Here is a 16,527-nt window from a genome sequence, read left to right as displayed (position 1 = left end):
AGCAGCGCTCTCTCCGATACCTCCACGTTGACCGAGATGACCTAGCCCACCTCCAACTGGCAGGTGAAAGCAGTGCAGTTGGGCGGTGACGTCAATCGAGGCCGGGTCGGAGATGCGGGCCCGACTACAGCCGAGAACGGGACGATGATCGTCTTGCGGTAGGCGAAGGCGTCCGGGTTCCGGCTCGGTGGCCAGCCCCGGTATCGGCCTCAGCACAGGTAGTTCGGCGAACTGGCCCAGTAGATGAGGTAGGACCACGTCTCCGGGCCGATGAGCCCGTCGACTGTGATTTTCGCGCAGGCCTGGAACCGCCTCGTCGCCGCCTCGGTGACGGGCCCGAAGCTTTCCGTCCTCGGGAATCGTGTTTCCCGTCATCGAAAAGTTGAGATAGCACTGTGCCTGCTGGACCGCTGCGCCGGACGAGCCGTTCTTGATCGTTGGACGGCTGCTGGTGTAGTTGCAGGATGTGGCAGGGCCCTTCGGCGCGATACCCGCAGGCGGGGTAACCGTAGTCGTCACCGTGGCCGGCGGCGCTTTCGTCACCGTCGGGGTGGTGGTCACAGTCCGCACCGGTGCGGCAGTCTTGGCTGCGTCACTGGGAGGGGTCTGGGCAGCCGTTCGGGCCGTGCTCCGGGAGGTGTCGGGCGCGGGCTGGGAAGTGTCATGGGAGTTGCCGGTCATCACCACGGCCGCGGCGCCGCCTCCCACCAGAGCCACCGCAAGTGCGGCCCCGGCGATCATCAGCGACTTGCGTCGCCTCCGCGTGGTGTTGCCCGCCTTACCCGGATCGTCGTCGTGCTGGGCGAAAGGCACCGGTACGGTCGGCGCGGTGGGCGCCCGCCCTTGGGGGTGTGTCGCCGGACCGGACTCGGGTCGGTAGACCGACCCGAGCGACGGAACCGACGTGGGCGGCGTCGCGCGGGTCGGTGCCCGGGCGCAGAGCCCGCCGCCGTTGTCGTCCGTAGGCGCCGCCGCCTGCGTGGGCGGATGGTGCGCTGCCCCGGATGCTGCAGAGTTCACCGGCAGCCCCGCCGCCACATCGCTCAGCATCCGCAGAGCCTGCTCAGCGGTGGGCCGCTCGTTAGGGTCCTTGCGAAGCAGTGCTTCGATGACAGGAGCGAGCGGGCCCGCGTGCCGAGGTTCCGGAAGTTCCTCGGCGACCACCGCCTGCAAGGTGCTCATTGTCGTGGTGCGGCGGAACGGGGACCGTCCCTCCACTGCGGCGTACAGCGTCACGCCGAGCGACCACAGATCGGACTCCGGGCCCGGACGGTGGCCCATCGCACGCTCCGGAGCGAGAAAGTCCGGTGAGCCAACGACATCGCCGGTGCGGGTCAGACCACTGGAGCCCTCCATGACGGCGATGCCGAAATCCGTGAGCACCACCCGGCCGCCACGCTCAAGCAGCACGTTGGCGGGCTTGACGTCCCGATGGAGAACCCCCAGCTGATGCGCCCGGTCCAGCGCCGACAGCAACTGCGCTCCGAGTCGGGCCGCGTCCCGTGGAAGCAGCGTCCCCTCCGTCGCGATGACGTCGGCCAGCGACTGTCCGTCGATCAGCTCCATCACGATCCACGGTCGACCGTCCTCTTCCAGCACATCGAACACGGTGACGACCCCCGGGTGCTTGACCCGCGCCGCGGCCCGTGCCTCCTGCTCCATGCGGGCGTGCAGCACCACGAGGTCCTCGTGCGGCAGACCGCTTACCGTCAGCTCCTTCACCGCCACCTCACGGCCGAGCACCTGATCCCGGGCCCGCCACACGGTCCCCATCCCACCGCGGCCGAGCTGCTCGACGAGGAGATACCGGCCGGCCAGCAGTCGTTCTTCCTCGCTGCTCATGATGCTCCCGAGCAGTGATCGGGCAGGCATGGGCACCGTGCAGAAGGTGCACCCATCATGGCTCCTCACTACTGCCGTCATGCGGCCGAGAATCCCTCCTCTCTCCATGCTGTGCCGACCGCTCGGTGTTGTCGCGCCGAAGTGGGCCGACCACGCCACCGTGTCGGCCGTCCCGGCAGGGAGCGTTCGTGCGCGGAGACGTGTCCGGCGGTGGCGTCGCGTGTGGGGTCGGCCGTCAGGCGAGCACCGCTTCTACGACTGGGCGGATGGCGGAGAGGGCGTCCAACTCGCCTGCGATGTATTGGAGTTCGCCCATGTTGCCGCGTCCGTCTCGGCGGAGGCAGGGGCCGGGTGCGGCCAGGACGAGGGTCTCGCCGATGCGGTTGCGATGGCGCTTTGCGTCGACGATGCTTCGGCCCGCGTTGTACCCGGGGGAGGTATCTGCCAGGGCTGAAGAGGTCAGGGCCCACTGTCAGCACCGCTCGCTCTCGTTCACCTCCGTGTGAACCAACAGCATCCGACGGCGCCACCAAGATCTGTGCACAGCAACAAAACCCCCTGACCGTCGTCTGACAGTCCGATTACATCGGCCCGCGATGGTTGGGTCATGCTCACGATCGTAGACAGAGAACGGCGGCCGGAACGGGCGCTGTTGATCGGGGGAGACCGCCCCTCCCCGTGGCGCATGTGGCGTCGTGCCATGACATGGCCGTGCCCGGACGAGCGAGTACGCGCCGGGGACTGTGATGGCTGAGCGCGCCGCGTCCCGCGAGTCCCGTGGCCGTAGCCGAGTTGTTCCGGCGGTGGTGCTGGCCACGGTGGTGGCCGTCGGTGCGGTCGGGGCTGTCGCTGTGGTGCGGCACCCGCACGACGCGTCCGATTCGCGTGCCACTGCCGCGCCTTCCGTCCATACCGCCAAGGTGGTCCGCCGGGATCTGAGCAACAGTCAGACCGTAGCGGGCCAGCTGGGGTTCGGGCCGGTGAGGGACCTGAAGGGTACCGGTGAGGGCACGCTCACGAAGCTTCCGTCGAACGGTGCGACGACCGTGCGCGGCAAGGCGCTCTACAGGGTCGACGACAGACCCGTCCCGGTCTTCTACGGGGACACCCCCTTCTTCCGGGATCTGAAGAAGGTCGGTCTGGTCGGGAACGACGTGACCGTTCTGCGGAACAACCTCGTGGCCCTCGGCTACGACGTGGGCTTCGAAGGGACGGCACAGCGCTCGGCCGGCCAGGCGCAGGGTTCGACCTTCACGGCAGCCCTCGCCGCGGCGTTGAAGAGGTGGCAGCAGGACGTGGGGCTGAAACCGACCGGCGAGCTGAAAGCCGGCGACGTCGTCGTGCTGTCCGGCCCCGTACGCGTGAACAGCGTGAAGGCACAGACCGGCGACCCGGTGGCCGAAGACATCCTCAGCTACGTCTCGCCCAAGAAGGTGATCACCGTGCCCGTCAACGCTCAGCAGGTGTCCGCGGTCAGACCCGGTGACACCGTGACCATCGTGCTTCCCGGCGGGGAGGTCCCCGGCACGGTGTCGGGGATCGCCCGCACCGCCCAGAACGACTCCGCGCAACCCGACGCGCAACCGGGCTCGGGAGACGACTCCTCGTCCAAGACCAATGTGACGGTCCTGCCGAAGCGCGCGTCGGACGTGGCGAGCCTCGACGAGGCCGACGTCCAGGTCGAGTTCGTCTCCGAGATCCACAAGAACGTGCTCACCGTGCCGGTCGGCGCCCTGGTCGCCCTCAGCGGCGGTGGGTTCGTCGTACAGCGACCGGGCGGTGAACTGGTGAGGGTGCAGACGGGCATGTTCGCCACCGGACTGGTCGAGGTCAGTGGCAAGGGTGTCGCCGCAGGGCTCACCGTGGTGGTCGCCTCATGACCCCCCGACCGTCGGACGCGGACGCCCCCCGTCCCGTACTGCGGGTGGACCGGGTCAGCCGGAGCTTTCCGGGCGGTGTCACCGCGCTGCACGAGGTGTCCTTGTCGATCGAGGAAGGCGAACTCCTCGCCATCGTCGGGCCGTCGGGTTCGGGAAAGTCCACGCTGCTCAACCTCATGGGCACGCTGGACCGGCCGAGCAGCGGCCGGGTGGAGATCAGCGGGACCGACGTCACGGAGCTGGACGACCGGCGGCTTTCCACGCTGCGGGGCCGCATGCTCGGCTTCGTCTTCCAGCAGTTCCACCTCACCGACGGGCTGACCGCGGTGGAGAACGTGTCGACCGGGCTGTTGTACGCCGGTGTTCCCCGTCGAGATCGGCGTGCCCTGGCCGAAGAGGCCCTCGGCCGGGTCGGGCTCGCGCACCGCACCGGTCATCTGCCGGCACAGCTCTCCGGCGGTGAGCGACAGCGCGTCGCCATCGCGCGCGCCCTCGTCCACGACCCGGCCCTGATCCTCGCCGACGAACCGACCGGCGCGCTGGACACCGCCAACGGAGAGTCCGTCATGGAACTCCTGACCGCTCTCAACCGGGAGGGCACGACCATCGCCGTCATCACCCACGACCGCGACATCGCCGCCTGGCTCCCACGTCGCGTGGAGATCCGCGACGGACAACTGACAAGCGATACACGCGATATGAGCGATGCACGCGACACTCGCCGTGGAGCCACCCATGGCCTCGGATAGCCGTGCGAAGCGGGCTCGGCGTCGGGCCGCCGGGAGCAGTGGTGTGACGACGGCCAGGGTGGTCCGTCTCGGGCCGGTCGAGCTGATCAGAGTGGGCCTCACGGGACTTCGGATGCGCAAGGTCCGGGCCCTGCTCTCGGCGCTCGGTATCTCGGTCGGTGTCGCCACGCTGATCCTTGTCACCGCCGTACCCGCCTCCAGCCAGCAGGCACTGCTGGACAGACTGACCGCGCTGGGCACCGACCGGCTCAAGGCCCAACCCCTGGTCCCCGAGGGACAGGAGCCGATCAAGCTGCCGTCACAGGCCGCCGCGATGGCCGCGAGGATCGGACCCGTGACGGCCACCAGCGAGGTCGCCAACACCCACCAGCCCGTCCGGCGCACGGAGTTCGACGACCCTGACGACACCGCCGCGCTGACCGTACTGGCGGCACGGCCCAATCTCCTCGACCTGGTCGGAGGCTCGGTCCACACCGGGCACTTCATCGACGCGGGAACCGCGGCGCTTCCGACGGTCGTGCTCGGATACCGGGCCGCCGGCACGCTCGGCTTCAGCCATCTGACCGTCGGCGAGGATGCTCCGCTACTGCGGCTGGGAGACCGGTGGTTCACCGTGACCGGCATCCTCGACCCGATGCCGCTCGATCCCGATCTGGAGCTGTCCGTGTTCGTCGGGTGGAGCGCGGCCCAGCGCTACCTGGGTTTCGACGGACATCCCACAGTGGTCTACGCGAAGGCTCCGGACAGCGCGATCGACGCCGTCAAATCGGTGCTCGCCGCGACGGTCTACCCTCCGCTTCCGAGCTTCGTACGGGTCACCAACCCCTCCGACGCGCTCACGGCCAAGCTCGTCGCCCAGAGCGCCTACTCGACGCTGTTCGTCGCGCTGGCCGGCATCGCGCTCGCGGTCGGGGGCATCGGCGTGGCCAACACCATGTACATCTCGGTCCTCGAACGACGCCGGGAGATCGGCCTGCGCCGCGCGCTGGGGGCCGGCCGCGGACACATCCGGGGCCAGTTCCTCACGGAATCGGTGGTGTTGTCGCTGCTGGGCGCGCTCGCGGGCGCCGCCATCGGGGCGGCCTGCACCACCGGTTACGCGGTGATCCAGGGCTGGCCTGTGGTCATCCCCCTCGGCGTGCTCGCCCGCGGCATCGGCGCCTCCCTTGCGGTCGGCGTGCTGGCCGGCGTGTATCCGGCCGTCAGCGCGTCACGGCTCACCCCGACCGAGGCCCTCGCCACCACCTGAGTTCCCCCGTAGGGCGCGACCTGAGTTCCCCCGTAGAAAAGGAAACAGCCATATGCCCACGTACAAAAGCCGGTTCAGGCTTGTGCCGCTCTCCCTGACCGCTGCCGTGATCTCCGCGAGTCTGCTGGTCACCGGCTGCTCGGGCCGGGACCAGCAGGCCGGGAAAGCGGGCGTGGCCTCGTTGCCGCCCGTCGCGGGTTCCGAAGCCTCGCGGTCGGCTTCCGGCGCCGGCGCGTCCGCCTCCCCGGGGGAATCGCCGGGTGTGCAGCTCCGGCTCGACGACACCGCCGAGAAGAGGATGCAGATCCGGAAGATCTATGCGGCTTGTCTCGCCAGGAACGGCATGGGCTCGAACGCCAACGGCCAGGTGACCGACGCGGTACGCAGGAAGGCGGAGGAGGCCTGCAAGGACAAGGCTCCTCTTCAGCCGCCCGAGCTGGACCCCGTCAAGAATCCGCACTACGACGAGGACGTCGTGGCCGTCGTGAAGTGTCTCGTCAGCCACGGAGTGCCGGCGGTGGTCGTACCGGCCACCGACAGTCAGCCGATGAGCTGGACGCAGACCTCGGCGGATGTCCCCGGCGACTACGACCAGATCAACGCCGCGTGCACGGTGAAGTCCTTCGGGTCCCACTCCTGACGAGGGCTGCGGGGACGTCCGCGGGGAACGGCGACATTGTCAGATCATTGTCATGAACTGATGGCCGTCCCGTGCTGAGCATGCGAAACGCGCCTCCGCCGAATCTAGAATCGAGCACATGTGCGCACATGTCATGGTGGCGGAGGACGACGTCGACCAGGCCGAACTGATCCGCCGTTACCTGGAGCACGAAGGTCATGCCGTGACGGTCACCGGCGACGGCCGCTCCGCTCTCGAATCGATGCGCCGCCGTCTCCCGGACCTTCTGGTCCTGGACGTGATGATGCCGGGAGTCGACGGACTCGACGTGTGCCGGGTGGTCCGAGCGGACTCGGCTCTCGCGCACCTGCCGGTGCTCCTGCTGACCGCCCGGTCCTCGGAGGACGACCTCCTGCTCGGTCTCGACCTCGGCGCCGACGACTACATGACGAAGCCGTTCAGCCCGCGTGAGCTGATGGCTCGCATCCGCTCACTGATGCGGCGCGGGGAGCGCACCGCGCCGCCCCCGCAGGAGGCGACCGAGCGTGTTCCCCTGCTGCGGGCGGGTCCCGTCTCGGTCGATCCCGCACGGTACGAGGTGTGTGCCTACGGGCAGCCGATCACGTGCACGCCGGGCGAGTTCAAGGTGCTGGAGATGCTGGCCGAGCACCCCGGCCATGTCCTGACCCGCAATCAGCTGCTCGAACGGCTGCACGGCTCCGACCCCTTCATCACCCCCAGGACCGTCGATGTGCACGTGATGAACCTGCGTCGCAAGATCAAGCGGGCCGGAGCCGGCGGAACGGGCCCGATGCCGCTGGTGACGGTGTACGGAGTGGGATACAAGCTGGTCGACGATCACCGCCAGAACGTCCCCCGTGGCTAGGACGGAGCCGTCCGCGCCGGAACGGCCGAGCGTGACGACGGACGCTGAGCCCCCTTACGAACCGGCGAAGAGACCCCGCTCGGCGACCGTCATGCCGCGGCGCAGTCTGCTGATCCGGCTGCTCGCGGTGTCCGCCCTCGTCTCCGTCTGCTCGATCATGGCCACCGCGTGGGTGGTCGTGCACACCACCGCCATCTCCCTCAGCAAGGAGCGGGGCCAGGCGCTCGCCGACGACGCCCGGATCTACGACACCCTCATGGGCTGGGCCGCGACCCACCCCGGCTGGACCGGGGTCGGCCCGACCGTTCGACGGCTCGCGAGCGAAGCCGGACACCGTGTCGTCCTGACGACCGAGCAGGGACGGGCCCTCGCGGACTCCGGCGCGGGCGGCGGCCACGCCTTCCAGCCCCCGGGCAACGCGACCGCGACTGTCAACCCGCTCGCCACCGACCCGGAGCTGAGCAGGGCCACGGGCACGGGGACGACGGAAGCGGCGGCCATCGATCCCAGGGCCGTAGGGCCGTTCAGGCTGTCCGCCGCGGACAGCCTGAACCTGCGCCAGATCGCGGGCCGACTGACCCGGTGCCTGCGCCAGGACTCGGGCGTCCTCGCGCATGTGGAGGTGCTTGCCAGCGGCCGTCCACGGGTGGTCGCGAACGACGGGGGAGCGATCGGCGCTTCCCCGTGTCCGCTGGCGGTCCTCGACGCCCCGGTGTCCTCGGAGAAGAAGCCGCTGTCCACCCTCAACTCCCTTGTGGACTCCTGTCTGCGGCGCCGCGGCACGGGCCCGGTGACGTTGACGATCACCGGGGACTGGACGCCGGGGAAGGAGCCCGTGCCCCCGGCCTCGGCCGTCGCCTCGTGTCTCGCGACGAGCCGAGCCCAGCAACTGGCGCCGTACGTGGCCCCGGCGGCGGTCCTGTACGTCGCCAGCCCCGGGCGCACCGCCACGACCTTCTTCGACCTCTCCGCCGCCAACAAGCTGCGGATCGCCGGGTGGGCGGCGGCGGTCGTCGTGGTCACGGTCACCGTCACCAGCCTGGCGGGGATCCGTCTGGTGAGGCCGCTGCGGGTGCTCACCGCCGCCGCCCTGCGCATGGAGGGCGGTGAACTGTCCGCCCGGGTTCCCGTGCGCGGCGGGGACGAGATCGCCCGGTTGTCCGCCGCGTTCAACGCCATGTCCGAGCGTCGTGAGGAACTGGAGACGCTGCGCCGCGACATGACGAACGACATCGCGCACGAACTGCGTACCCCGGTCAGCAATCTCCGGGGATGGCTGGAAGCGGTGGAGGACGGTCTCGCCCAGCCCGACGCCAGTCTGGTGACGACACTGCTGGGGCAGGCCATGCAGTTGCAGCACATCATCGACGACCTGCGTGACCTCTCGGCGGCGGAGGCGGGAGAACTGTGGCTGTCCCCGGTTCCGGTTCCGGTCGCCGACCTGCTCTCGGCCGTCGTGCTCGCCGCCCGGGCCACGGCGGGCGCGGCCGACATCACCCTGCTTGTGACGGCGGACCCGGCCGTCGTGGTCGACGCCGATCCCGTCCGGCTGCGGCAGATGGTGGACAACCTGGTGTCGAACGCCGTGCGCCACACACCCGCCGGCGGGTCGGTCACCCTGGGCGCGACGGTCGAACTCGACGAGGGGCTCCCCGGGAGGGGAACCGACGTGCACGTGCCGGGTAAGCCGGAACGGGGACGCTTCGTCGTCCTCACCGTCTCGGACACCGGGTGCGGAATTCCGGCCGAGGAACTGCCGCACATCTTCGACCGTTTCTGGCGGGCGGAGAAATCCCGCAGCAGGCAGAGCGGCGGCAGCGGCCTCGGGCTGGCGATCGTACGACGCCTGGCCGAAGCGCACGGGGGAGAGGTAACGGCCGTCAGCACGGTGGACGAGGGGACGACCATCGCCCTCCGCCTGCCAGGGAGGCGGGCGGAGGGCGAGTGAAGCGGCGGCACGACCGCCCACCCCGATACCGGCCGGTTCAGCTCGGGGTGCGGCCGAACATCTCGACCTCGGCGATCGCCACCTGCTTGGTCTGGGCCGTGCCGTACGCGTCGCGCAGGATCATGTCGACCTGTACGACGTCGTCCATCGCGGCGTCGACGATCTGAGGGCCGCCGTCCGCGAGTGTGTGACGCGTCAGCGAGGTGCGGCCCGAGGCGTCGGTGAGGAGCAGGTCGAAGCTCTCGGGGCGGGCCTGGACATTGAGATCGGCGGAGCGGGTCGAGACACCGGGCGTGATGATCATCTTCTTCAGGTCGACGGGCCGACTGTAGTTCGCCTGGAGGTACTGACCCGCGGAGGCACCGGAGAAGCCGGGCCCCCACCAGCTGTTGCTGACTCCGTCGAAAGCGGACCGCGCGGGGTGTGCGGCGTCGGAGTTCGACGCGCTCACCGCGGCGGGCGGCAGCGGGTCGGGGGCGGTGAAGTGGTCGCGTACCGCACCGATCACGGTCGGCGTCAGGAACGCGGCACCCGCCAGCACGGCGACGCCACCGACGACGACCAGCACCCGCCTCCAGGGCACGCGGGGCCGCCATCCCGCGAAACGCTCGCCCCGCCGACGGGCCGCCGACGGTGTCTGCGCTCCGCTGCGGTCCAGCGGGGCGCCGTCGTTCCGGCAGAACGTACGGTCCGGGCTGTTCCGCACCCCGCACCGCCAGCAGGTGATGCCGGTCTCCTCCTCCGCCGTCGCGGCGCGCACACTCGGCCGCGCGGGCTCGGGGCGGCCGGGCAGCACGGCGGGTACGTCCGGGGCAGCGGCCTCCGCCCCGGCCACGGGCACGAGGAGCGCCCTGGCCCGTGTCCGGCCCCCGGCCTCCGCCGGCCGGGCAGGTTCCGGCTCACCGGGAGATACGGCAACCGCCTCTCCGGAGCTTGTCGTCGACTCGGGCGGCGGAACCGGTGCCGCTCCCGCACCGGATGTCTCGCCGCCGGGACGACGTGCCGAGCCCCCTGCCGCATCTCCCGTGCCGGGTCCTCGCGTCGTAGCGGCCCTCCCGGCGGAACCGGACGGGTCCCCGGCCGGCGGGCGCGAGGCGCCGCCGACGCGTTCCGCGCGTGAGACGAAGGTCGTCGCCAAGGTCCCGTCGGCGCCGGGCCGCCGCTCGCCGGATCGCTCTTCCGGGGGCACGGAGGCGGTGGACGGTGCGCCGGACACGGGCCCCGCCCCTGATCCCGTTGACGCGGAACCGGAAGGGGCGGCCGTCGGTCCGGTGGCCGGAGCCTCAACGGCGTCCCAGTCCACCAAGGTTCCGCAGACCTCGCAGAACGACTCCCCGCTCCCGGGACCGGGGGTTCCGCACACCGGGCACAGCCCATCGGCCGTCGGCTTCTCGCTCATCTCTTGTCAGTCCTCTCAGCCAGCACCTCGACGGTGAAGGGCAGATGCGCCGGGCGGGCCGCGGCGACCAGGGTTTCCAGGCGTCGGATGTCGAAAGCCGCGGGGTCGGGGACCCGCACGACCACCCGCAGGCCCGGGCGCGGATCGCCGGGGAACGGGCCACGCGGCCGGGCCGACCAGGCCGCGCCGCCGCTTTCGGTGATCTCGGGTGTGATGTCGAAGGCGAGTCGGATCGCGGCCTCCAGCCCGTACGCCGTCCCGCGGCGCCGGTGCAGTGCCATCGCCGTTCCGACGGCTTCCCGCCGGGCGGATTCCGTTGCCAGGCCGTCCAGTTCGGCTCCGACCCAGCCGCCGATCCAGTCCAGGAAGTGGACGGGTGCGAGTCCGGGGCGGAAGTAGGCGTCCAGGCAGTCCAGCGCGTTGAGCACCGGGGCCTGCATCGTGTCCAGCCCGTCCGCGAACACTCCGGCGAAGCCGTCCTCCGCGTACACACCCGGCAGTTGGTCCCGCAGCGGGCAGGGGGAGACAACAGGGGAGTTCATCGGTCCCCGATCACTCGGACGCGGTGGTCGTACGGGAACAGCAGGGCGGAGCCGGTCAGTTCGATGCGGTCCGTCGGCTCGCCGCGGCGCCCCGTCAGCGGGTCGGCGGGGCACAGATCCACCTCGTCCACCAGCTCCACGCCCGGCACGCGTTGCAGCGCGGCGAAGATCTCCCCCGACCGGAGGGGCCGGCCGAACGGCCACCCGCTCCCGTCCGCCCCGCCGATCAGCGGATCCAGATAGGCGTACAGGGAGTCGAGCGCGGCGGTCCGCACCTCCTGCGCGGAGACGCTCCGGTAGGCGTGCAGCGTCGCCGTGACCGAGACGCCCTGGTAGTAGGGCGGCCCGACGGCCAGTCGCGTCCCCAGCGGGCGGCGTTCGTCCAGATGGCGCGTCACCCGCGCCAACAGCTCGTCCTCCGGGACGAGTTGCTCGAAGCGGAGCCGGCCGCCGGGATCGGGCACGGCCCGGGGCACCACGAGAACCCGTACGGCGCCCTCCCCGTCCGTGTCCGACTCCGCACCCAGGCACATGATCCGCGCGGTCTCGGGCGCCGCCTGCCGGGCCAGCTCCTCGTAGTCCCGCGAGGTCACCGCCCGCTCCTGCGCCCGCAGCACGATCGGCGCGCGGACCTTGGCCTCCTCGACGGTCTCCCCGTCGATCCCGCCGCGGGCGGCCTCCCGGTTCTCCACCCGGGCGATGTACGGGATGGAGCTGCGCAGAACCTGGAGCCGACCGCGCGAGACATTGCCGCCGCGACCGCCCCCGGCCCGATAGCGCGCGGCCCGCACCACGGCACCCTTGGCGGGCACCGCCCCGAACTGCCGCATACTGCCGTCCGGTTGCCGCACGGACGGTCCGAAGGTGATCTCCCCGGTCGTCGCGTCGACCCGCAGATGCCGGTCCGAGGGCCCGGAGGCCGCGAAGTCGGAGACGATCCGCCACGCCTGCCAGCCGCCGTCGCCGCCCTCCGCCACCTCGACCTCCAGCGGCGGATCGTCCGCGACGATCGGCGCCTGCCCGAGCCGCATCCGCTGCCCGGGCGCCCCTGACGACTCCCCGAGCCGCTCGTCGCGGACCTCGACCGCGTGCACGGCACGGACGGTGCCGCCGATGGTGTAGGCGGCGGCGGACCGGATGGTCGGGGTGGCGGCGTAGAACGGCTGGTTGCGGGCCGGCTCCAGGACCCGGCAGCGCAGCCAGCCCGCCTCGTGCTGGCCGAGTTGGGAGAGCGTGTGTCCGCCGGGCACGTGCAGGATCACCTCACCGGCCCGGTTGAGACCCCCGGTCGTGTCCTCGTCCACGTCGCACGGCTCCCATCCCGCCGCCGTCCGCGCTTCCCAGGCGAGCGGCGGCTGGCGGGGGTCCACTCCGACGCCGTCGACACGGCTGTCCAGGGCGAGCACCACCGCGCAGTCGGGGACCGCGGCGGACAGACCGAACAGCAGCACGTCCCCGGGCTGCGGTTTCGCGGCGAAGGCCGGCACGTCGGTGGTTCCCAGGACGGCACTCGTACGGTCCTGGGGGCTCCCCTTGTTCTCCTGCCGCAGCACGCGCCGGAGTGAGCAGGGCGGCACGGTCAGGTCCTGTTCGGTGGTGAAGACGACCGCTTCCTGGGTCTCGGTGCGCTGAGTGGCCACCTCGGTTCCGGCGGGCAGCAGCACGGGTTCGGTCTGGGCGGCCGACAGCCAGAAGGTGACGTCGGCGCGGGCCGCCGACGGCGGGAAGAGCGTCACCCCCAGTAGGTCCAGGAAGGACAGGTAGTTCTTGTCCGGGACCCGGTTGAGGCGGTAGACGAGTTGGTCGGTCATGTAGGCGACGGCTTCGACGAGGGTGATGCCGGGGTCGGAGACGTTGTGGTCGGTCCACTCCGGGGCGCGCTGCTGGATGTAGCGCTTGGCGTCGTCGACGAACTGCTGGAAGTGCCGGTCGTCGAGGTTGGGGGCGGGCAGGGCCATGGGAGTCACGCATCGCCTTCGCTGGACGGGATCACGTAGAAGGGGAAGACCAGGCTGCGCGGATTGCTGGTGCCGCGGATCGCGTACCGGACGTCGATCAGCAGCACCGCCGGGTCGTCGGCGGACGCGGTGACAGCGACCTCGGCCACGTCGATGCGGGGTTCCCAGCGCTCCAGGCTGGTCCGCACCTCGTAGCCGATGCGCCCGGCGGTCGCCTCGTTGACCGGTGCGAAGACCAAGTCGTGGACGGCGCAGCCGAATTCGGGCCGCATGGGCCGCTCTCCGGGCGCGGTGGCGAGTACGAGCCGGATGGACTCCTCGATCTCCCGTTCCCGGCGGACCAGGGCGATGGAGCCGGAGGCATCGGTGTGCAGCGGGAACGCCCAGCCCGCGCCGACGAACTGCTCGCCCATCAGAACGGCACCCCGTTGGCCAGGGTGACACCGCTCAGTGTCACGGTCGCCGCGGTGACGGACGCGTTGGCCGCCGAGACCAGCGAGACCGGCCCGACCGCCTTGATGCTCGCCGCGCCCACCGCGTCCAGCGACACCGCGCCGCCCGCCGCCAGCTCGACCTTGCCGCCGGCCTTGAGGTTCAGCGCGGCCCCGGCGGAGATGTTCACGGCTCGTACCGCCGTGAGATTCAGGTCGCCGCCCGCCTTCACGTCGACACCGCGCGCTCCCTGGATGGTGACGCTGCCGTCGCTGCGGATCGTCACGGTCGTACGGTTCTGGTCGAGGTGGACGGTGAGCGCCCCGTCGCCGGTGCGCAGCCGTACGCCCCGCGCTCTGCGGCCGTCGTCGAGCAGTTCGACGGCCTGGCCGCTGCGCGAGGCCAGGCTCCGCCAGTTGACGGTGCCGCTGGTGGCGTCGACGGGCGGGCTGCCCTCCTTGATGCGGGGCAGCTTGTCGACACCGTTGTAGAGACCGGCCAGGACGTACGGGTGCTCCAGTGAGCCCCGGTCGAAGGCGGCCAGCACCTCGTCGTTCACCTCGGGCAGGATCAGCCCGCCCCCACGCACCCCGCCGAACTGCGCCACCCGGCACCAGTCGCTCTCGTACGTGTCGGACAGCCAGGGGAAGCGCAGCTTGACCCGGCCCATCTTCAGCGGATCCTTGATGTTGCTGACGACGGCGACGACGACTCCGGGCAGGGCGGGCGCCTCCTGGGAGCCGGCCGCCAGCCCGTACAGCGAACGGAACTGACGCCCGCTCACCTGCACCCACGTCGTGTACTGCTGTCCGGACGCGAAGACGTGCCGTACGCCCGTGACGGTGTACTTGCCCTCGAACGGCGAGCCCGCGCCGTTGAGTGCCACCGGCACCCCCGGCCGCAGTTCGGGATTGCCGTCGACGGCGATCTCCAGCTCGGCGAAGGAGCCGGTGACATCGTCCGCCAACGCCTGGGCGGCGTGCCGCACTTGGGCCTGTGTGGTGTACGGGACCGCCGTGCCGGTGAGCGAGGCGGCGCCGAACGGGGTGCCGAGCTGTGCGGGGGTGGTGTCCGTGAGGATCTGTGTGCTCGCGGTGGCCGGCGCGTCGGCGGACAGGGGCCGTTTGGTCTGTACGTCCCAGCCGCGCACCGAGACCGAGGGGACCTGCCCGGCGGCGGTGACGGAGACCCGGCTGTTGGTGGCGTTGGCGCCGAACTCCAGGACGTAGGGGCTCTGTCGGGACGGAGTGGAGTCGGCGGGCGCGCCGGAGGCCGTGCGCAGCGCGGTGAACTGGAGGCGGCCCTCCTCGTCGAAGTACAGGTGGACGTCGTTCTCGCGGGCCAGACGGGTGAGGAAGTCCCAGTCGGTGAGGTTGGGTTGGGTGGCGAGTTCGTAGACGGTCGGGGTCGGGTCGATCGTGCCGGTCCTGAGCCCGTTCTGGGTGGCGAGGCGGCGCACGATGTCGGCGGCGGTCATGTTCGGGTACCCGGCGACGCGGCGGTTGCGCAGGAGCCGGTGGCCGGGGTCGTAGCCGCGGACGATCAGCGACTTGCCCGTTCCGTCGGCGTCGGCCTCCAGGGCGGTGACCTCGCCGGTGAGCAGCGGCAGGCCCTTGGTGCCGTCCGTGTAGGGGATCAGTTCCGTCTTCGCGCCGACCGTGAGCGCCGGGAAGGTGCTCAGCAGATCACGGCCCGGGTCGCTGAAGACGAGCCGGAAGGCGGCCGGCACGTTCACGCTCGTGTCGATCCAGGCGGAGACGAGCCGCCCGGCCACCGGGTCGGGCAGCGGGGAGCCCTGGACCAGCACTTTCAGGACCGTCGTGAAGGATTTCGTCGTCATGGTGTTCCGCCTGGCTCTCGTCCTCGTCGTACGTCGTCGGCGGACGGCAGCAGGAGTTCGCTGCCGGGCCGCAGTCGCATGGGGTCGTCGATACCGTTCGCCTCGGCGATGGCACGCCAGCGCGTGGCGTTGCCGTACTCGCGCCAGGCCAGCGAGGGGAGTGAGTCGCCGACGACCACGCGGTGGACACGCTGGGCGGTCAGGGCGCCGGAGGTGGGGTTCTGGCCCTTGGTCGGCGTCGGGATCTCCTTGAGCGACAGCCGGCACGTGGCCCGAAGAGGCTCCCCGGTCGGACTGAACAGCGAGTAGGCGGCGCTGACGCTCTCCACGTACGCGGTGAACTGGACGGTGCTGAAGCCGCCCCACGAGAAGCGCACCCATGGCGGCGACGGCCGATTGGTCGGCAGGCTCTGCGGATCGACCTCACAGCAGGAGAGCAACTGCTCGACCTTCTTGCGGACTTGGGGGGTGGTGGGGGTGGCCGAGGCATCGAGGAAGACCTCGACGGCCAGCGAGGCCGGGTCGGCGCCGGAGAACTCCTGCTGGGCACCGCGGTCGAAGCCGACGGCCCGCTGGGCGTACCAGGAGGCCGAACGGGAGAGCTCCAACTGGCTCGGGTTGAACTGGAACTCGACCTCGCCGATCCGGCCGCCCAGGGTGCGACTCGATCCGCTCGGCGGATGGTGGATGCTGAGACGGGCCCGTACGAGGCTGTTGTTGGCGCCGGTGGAGGGCATCAGGTGCCCCTGGCGTCGGTGAAGCCGTGGTGGGCGATCTCCAGGGTCTCGGTGGCGACGCCGGGGTTGGCCGGGTCCATGCTGGGTCCCTGCCATCGCACGGGCAGCACCTCGACGAGACCCCACTGCGCGACGACGGAGCCGTCCGCGCGCAGTGCGGCGATCTGGCCGGTCGGCCGGGTGATCCCGACGGCGACGGACGAGATCCACGCGGCGGCCTTTCCCGTGTCCGGGGTGAGCGGCCGGGTGAGCCGGATGGTGGGGTACGTCACCCGCGACGGCAACTGCCATACGAACCCGTTGTTGCCGCCCTCTTCGTGCTGCTCCACCTGCACCTCGGAGGCGAGCCCCTCGCAGCTGTTGAAGAGACCGAGGTCCAGGCCGTCGATGGAGAGCCGGAAGAAGACGGTGGAGGCGGGGTCCAGAGGGGTTGGCATGGCTGAGGT

At 70.9% G+C, this 16,527-nt stretch carries 13 protein-coding genes and 2 pseudogenes; 6 read left to right on the top strand and 9 right to left on the bottom strand.

Going from position 1 to position 16,527, the window contains the following annotated elements; translation table 11 throughout:
• Positions 1 to 209 precede the first annotated feature (209 nt).
• Together AB0I69_RS10560 and AB0I69_RS10555 are read right to left on the bottom strand one after the other, a co-directional pair.
• Positions 210 to 305: pseudogene (locus tag AB0I69_RS10560) on the bottom strand (hypothetical protein); the annotation flags it as partial.
• A gap of 805 nt (positions 306 to 1,110) precedes the next feature.
• Positions 1,111 to 1,773, bottom strand: a pseudogene (locus tag AB0I69_RS10555) (serine/threonine-protein kinase); the annotation flags it as partial.
• 815 nt (positions 1,774 to 2,588) lie between these two features.
• Between AB0I69_RS10555 and AB0I69_RS10550 the strand changes: the two are divergent.
• From AB0I69_RS10550 to AB0I69_RS10525, 6 genes are all read left to right on the top strand, one after another.
• Positions 2,589 to 3,722, top strand: coding sequence for a peptidoglycan-binding protein (locus tag AB0I69_RS10550; RefSeq protein ID WP_363095207.1), 1,134 nt, complete (start codon positions 2,589 to 2,591; stop codon positions 3,720 to 3,722).
• Entirely contained in the window at positions 3,719 to 4,471 is a 753-nt protein-coding gene (locus tag AB0I69_RS10545) for an ABC transporter ATP-binding protein (protein WP_363095206.1), read from the top strand. Before AB0I69_RS10550 ends, AB0I69_RS10545 begins: the two co-directional genes overlap by 4 nt.
• Before the next feature lie 43 nt (positions 4,472 to 4,514).
• Positions 4,515 to 5,720 (top strand): ABC transporter permease, encoded by a 1,206-nt coding sequence (locus AB0I69_RS10540; RefSeq protein WP_363095205.1) that lies wholly within the window; start codon positions 4,515 to 4,517, stop codon positions 5,718 to 5,720.
• Positions 5,721 to 5,772: 52 nt separating this feature from the next.
• Positions 5,773 to 6,360: a hypothetical protein gene (locus tag AB0I69_RS10535; protein WP_363095204.1), complete on the top strand. Its 588-nt coding sequence runs from the start codon at positions 5,773 to 5,775 to the stop codon at positions 6,358 to 6,360.
• Between the two features lie 118 nt (positions 6,361 to 6,478).
• Entirely contained in the window at positions 6,479 to 7,225 is a 747-nt protein-coding gene (locus tag AB0I69_RS10530) for a response regulator transcription factor (RefSeq protein WP_359610206.1), read from the top strand.
• 31 nt (positions 7,226 to 7,256) lie between these two features.
• Entirely contained in the window at positions 7,257 to 9,173 is a 1,917-nt protein-coding gene (locus AB0I69_RS10525) for a HAMP domain-containing sensor histidine kinase (protein WP_363095203.1), read from the top strand.
• 37 nt (positions 9,174 to 9,210) lie between these two features.
• Here the strand turns inward: AB0I69_RS10525 and AB0I69_RS10520 are convergent, their stop codons facing one another.
• The 7 genes from AB0I69_RS10520 to AB0I69_RS10490 all read right to left on the bottom strand — a co-directional run bounded on the left by AB0I69_RS10520 (position 9,211) and on the right by AB0I69_RS10490 (position 16,518).
• The gene (locus AB0I69_RS10520; protein ID WP_363095202.1) at positions 9,211 to 10,014 is read right to left on the bottom strand and encodes a hypothetical protein; all 804 of its coding nucleotides are present in this window, start codon (positions 10,012 to 10,014) and stop codon (positions 9,211 to 9,213) included.
• Between the two features lie 554 nt (positions 10,015 to 10,568).
• The gene (locus tag AB0I69_RS10515) at positions 10,569 to 11,114 is read right to left on the bottom strand and encodes a phage tail protein (protein WP_363095201.1); all 546 of its coding nucleotides are present in this window, start codon (positions 11,112 to 11,114) and stop codon (positions 10,569 to 10,571) included.
• A complete protein-coding gene (locus AB0I69_RS10510; protein ID WP_363095573.1) occupies positions 11,111 to 13,072 on the bottom strand; it encodes a putative baseplate assembly protein in 1,962 nt (653 codons plus the stop codon). The genes AB0I69_RS10515 and AB0I69_RS10510 overlap by 4 nt, the downstream gene beginning before the upstream one ends.
• Before the next feature lie 5 nt (positions 13,073 to 13,077).
• On the bottom strand, positions 13,078 to 13,485 hold the full coding sequence (locus AB0I69_RS10505; protein ID WP_363095200.1) for a GPW/gp25 family protein: 408 nt from the start codon (positions 13,483 to 13,485) through the stop codon (positions 13,078 to 13,080).
• On the bottom strand, positions 13,485 to 15,344 hold the full coding sequence (locus AB0I69_RS10500; RefSeq protein WP_363095199.1) for a VgrG-related protein: 1,860 nt from the start codon (positions 15,342 to 15,344) through the stop codon (positions 13,485 to 13,487). The genes AB0I69_RS10505 and AB0I69_RS10500 overlap by 1 nt, the downstream gene beginning before the upstream one ends.
• The gene (locus AB0I69_RS10495) at positions 15,341 to 16,081 is read right to left on the bottom strand and encodes a LysM peptidoglycan-binding domain-containing protein (protein ID WP_363095198.1); all 741 of its coding nucleotides are present in this window, start codon (positions 16,079 to 16,081) and stop codon (positions 15,341 to 15,343) included. The genes AB0I69_RS10500 and AB0I69_RS10495 overlap by 4 nt, the downstream gene beginning before the upstream one ends.
• Positions 16,081 to 16,518: a phage tail protein gene (locus AB0I69_RS10490; RefSeq protein ID WP_363095197.1), complete on the bottom strand. Its 438-nt coding sequence runs from the start codon at positions 16,516 to 16,518 to the stop codon at positions 16,081 to 16,083. Before AB0I69_RS10490 ends, AB0I69_RS10495 begins: the two co-directional genes overlap by 1 nt.
• Positions 16,519 to 16,527 lie beyond the last annotated feature (9 nt).

The organism is Streptomyces sp. NPDC050508 (genome assembly GCF_040655155.1).
Lineage (GTDB): Bacteria > Actinomycetota > Actinomycetes > Streptomycetales > Streptomycetaceae > Streptomyces.
This window is presented reverse-complemented; position numbering and strand designations above follow the sequence as displayed.

Coding starts and splice junctions, on each gene's coding strand:
- AB0I69_RS10550 (WP_363095207.1), top strand. CDS start 2,589: ATGGCTGAGCGCGCCGCGTCCCGCGAGTCCCGTGGCCGTAGCCGAGTT.
- AB0I69_RS10545 (WP_363095206.1), top strand. CDS start 3,719: ATGACCCCCCGACCGTCGGACGCGGACGCCCCCCGTCCCGTACTGCGG.
- AB0I69_RS10535 (WP_363095204.1), top strand. CDS start 5,773: ATGCCCACGTACAAAAGCCGGTTCAGGCTTGTGCCGCTCTCCCTGACC.
- AB0I69_RS10530 (WP_359610206.1), top strand. CDS start 6,479: ATGTGCGCACATGTCATGGTGGCGGAGGACGACGTCGACCAGGCCGAA.
- AB0I69_RS10515 (WP_363095201.1), bottom strand. CDS start 11,114: ATGAACTCCCCTGTTGTCTCCCCCTGCCCGCTGCGGGACCAACTGCCG.
- AB0I69_RS10510 (WP_363095573.1), bottom strand. CDS start 13,072: ATGGCCCTGCCCGCCCCCAACCTCGACGACCGGCACTTCCAGCAGTTC.
- AB0I69_RS10505 (WP_363095200.1), bottom strand. CDS start 13,485: ATGGGCGAGCAGTTCGTCGGCGCGGGCTGGGCGTTCCCGCTGCACACC.
- AB0I69_RS10500 (WP_363095199.1), bottom strand. CDS start 15,344: ATGACGACGAAATCCTTCACGACGGTCCTGAAAGTGCTGGTCCAGGGC.
- AB0I69_RS10495 (WP_363095198.1), bottom strand. CDS start 16,081: ATGCCCTCCACCGGCGCCAACAACAGCCTCGTACGGGCCCGTCTCAGC.
- AB0I69_RS10490 (WP_363095197.1), bottom strand. CDS start 16,518: ATGCCAACCCCTCTGGACCCCGCCTCCACCGTCTTCTTCCGGCTCTCC.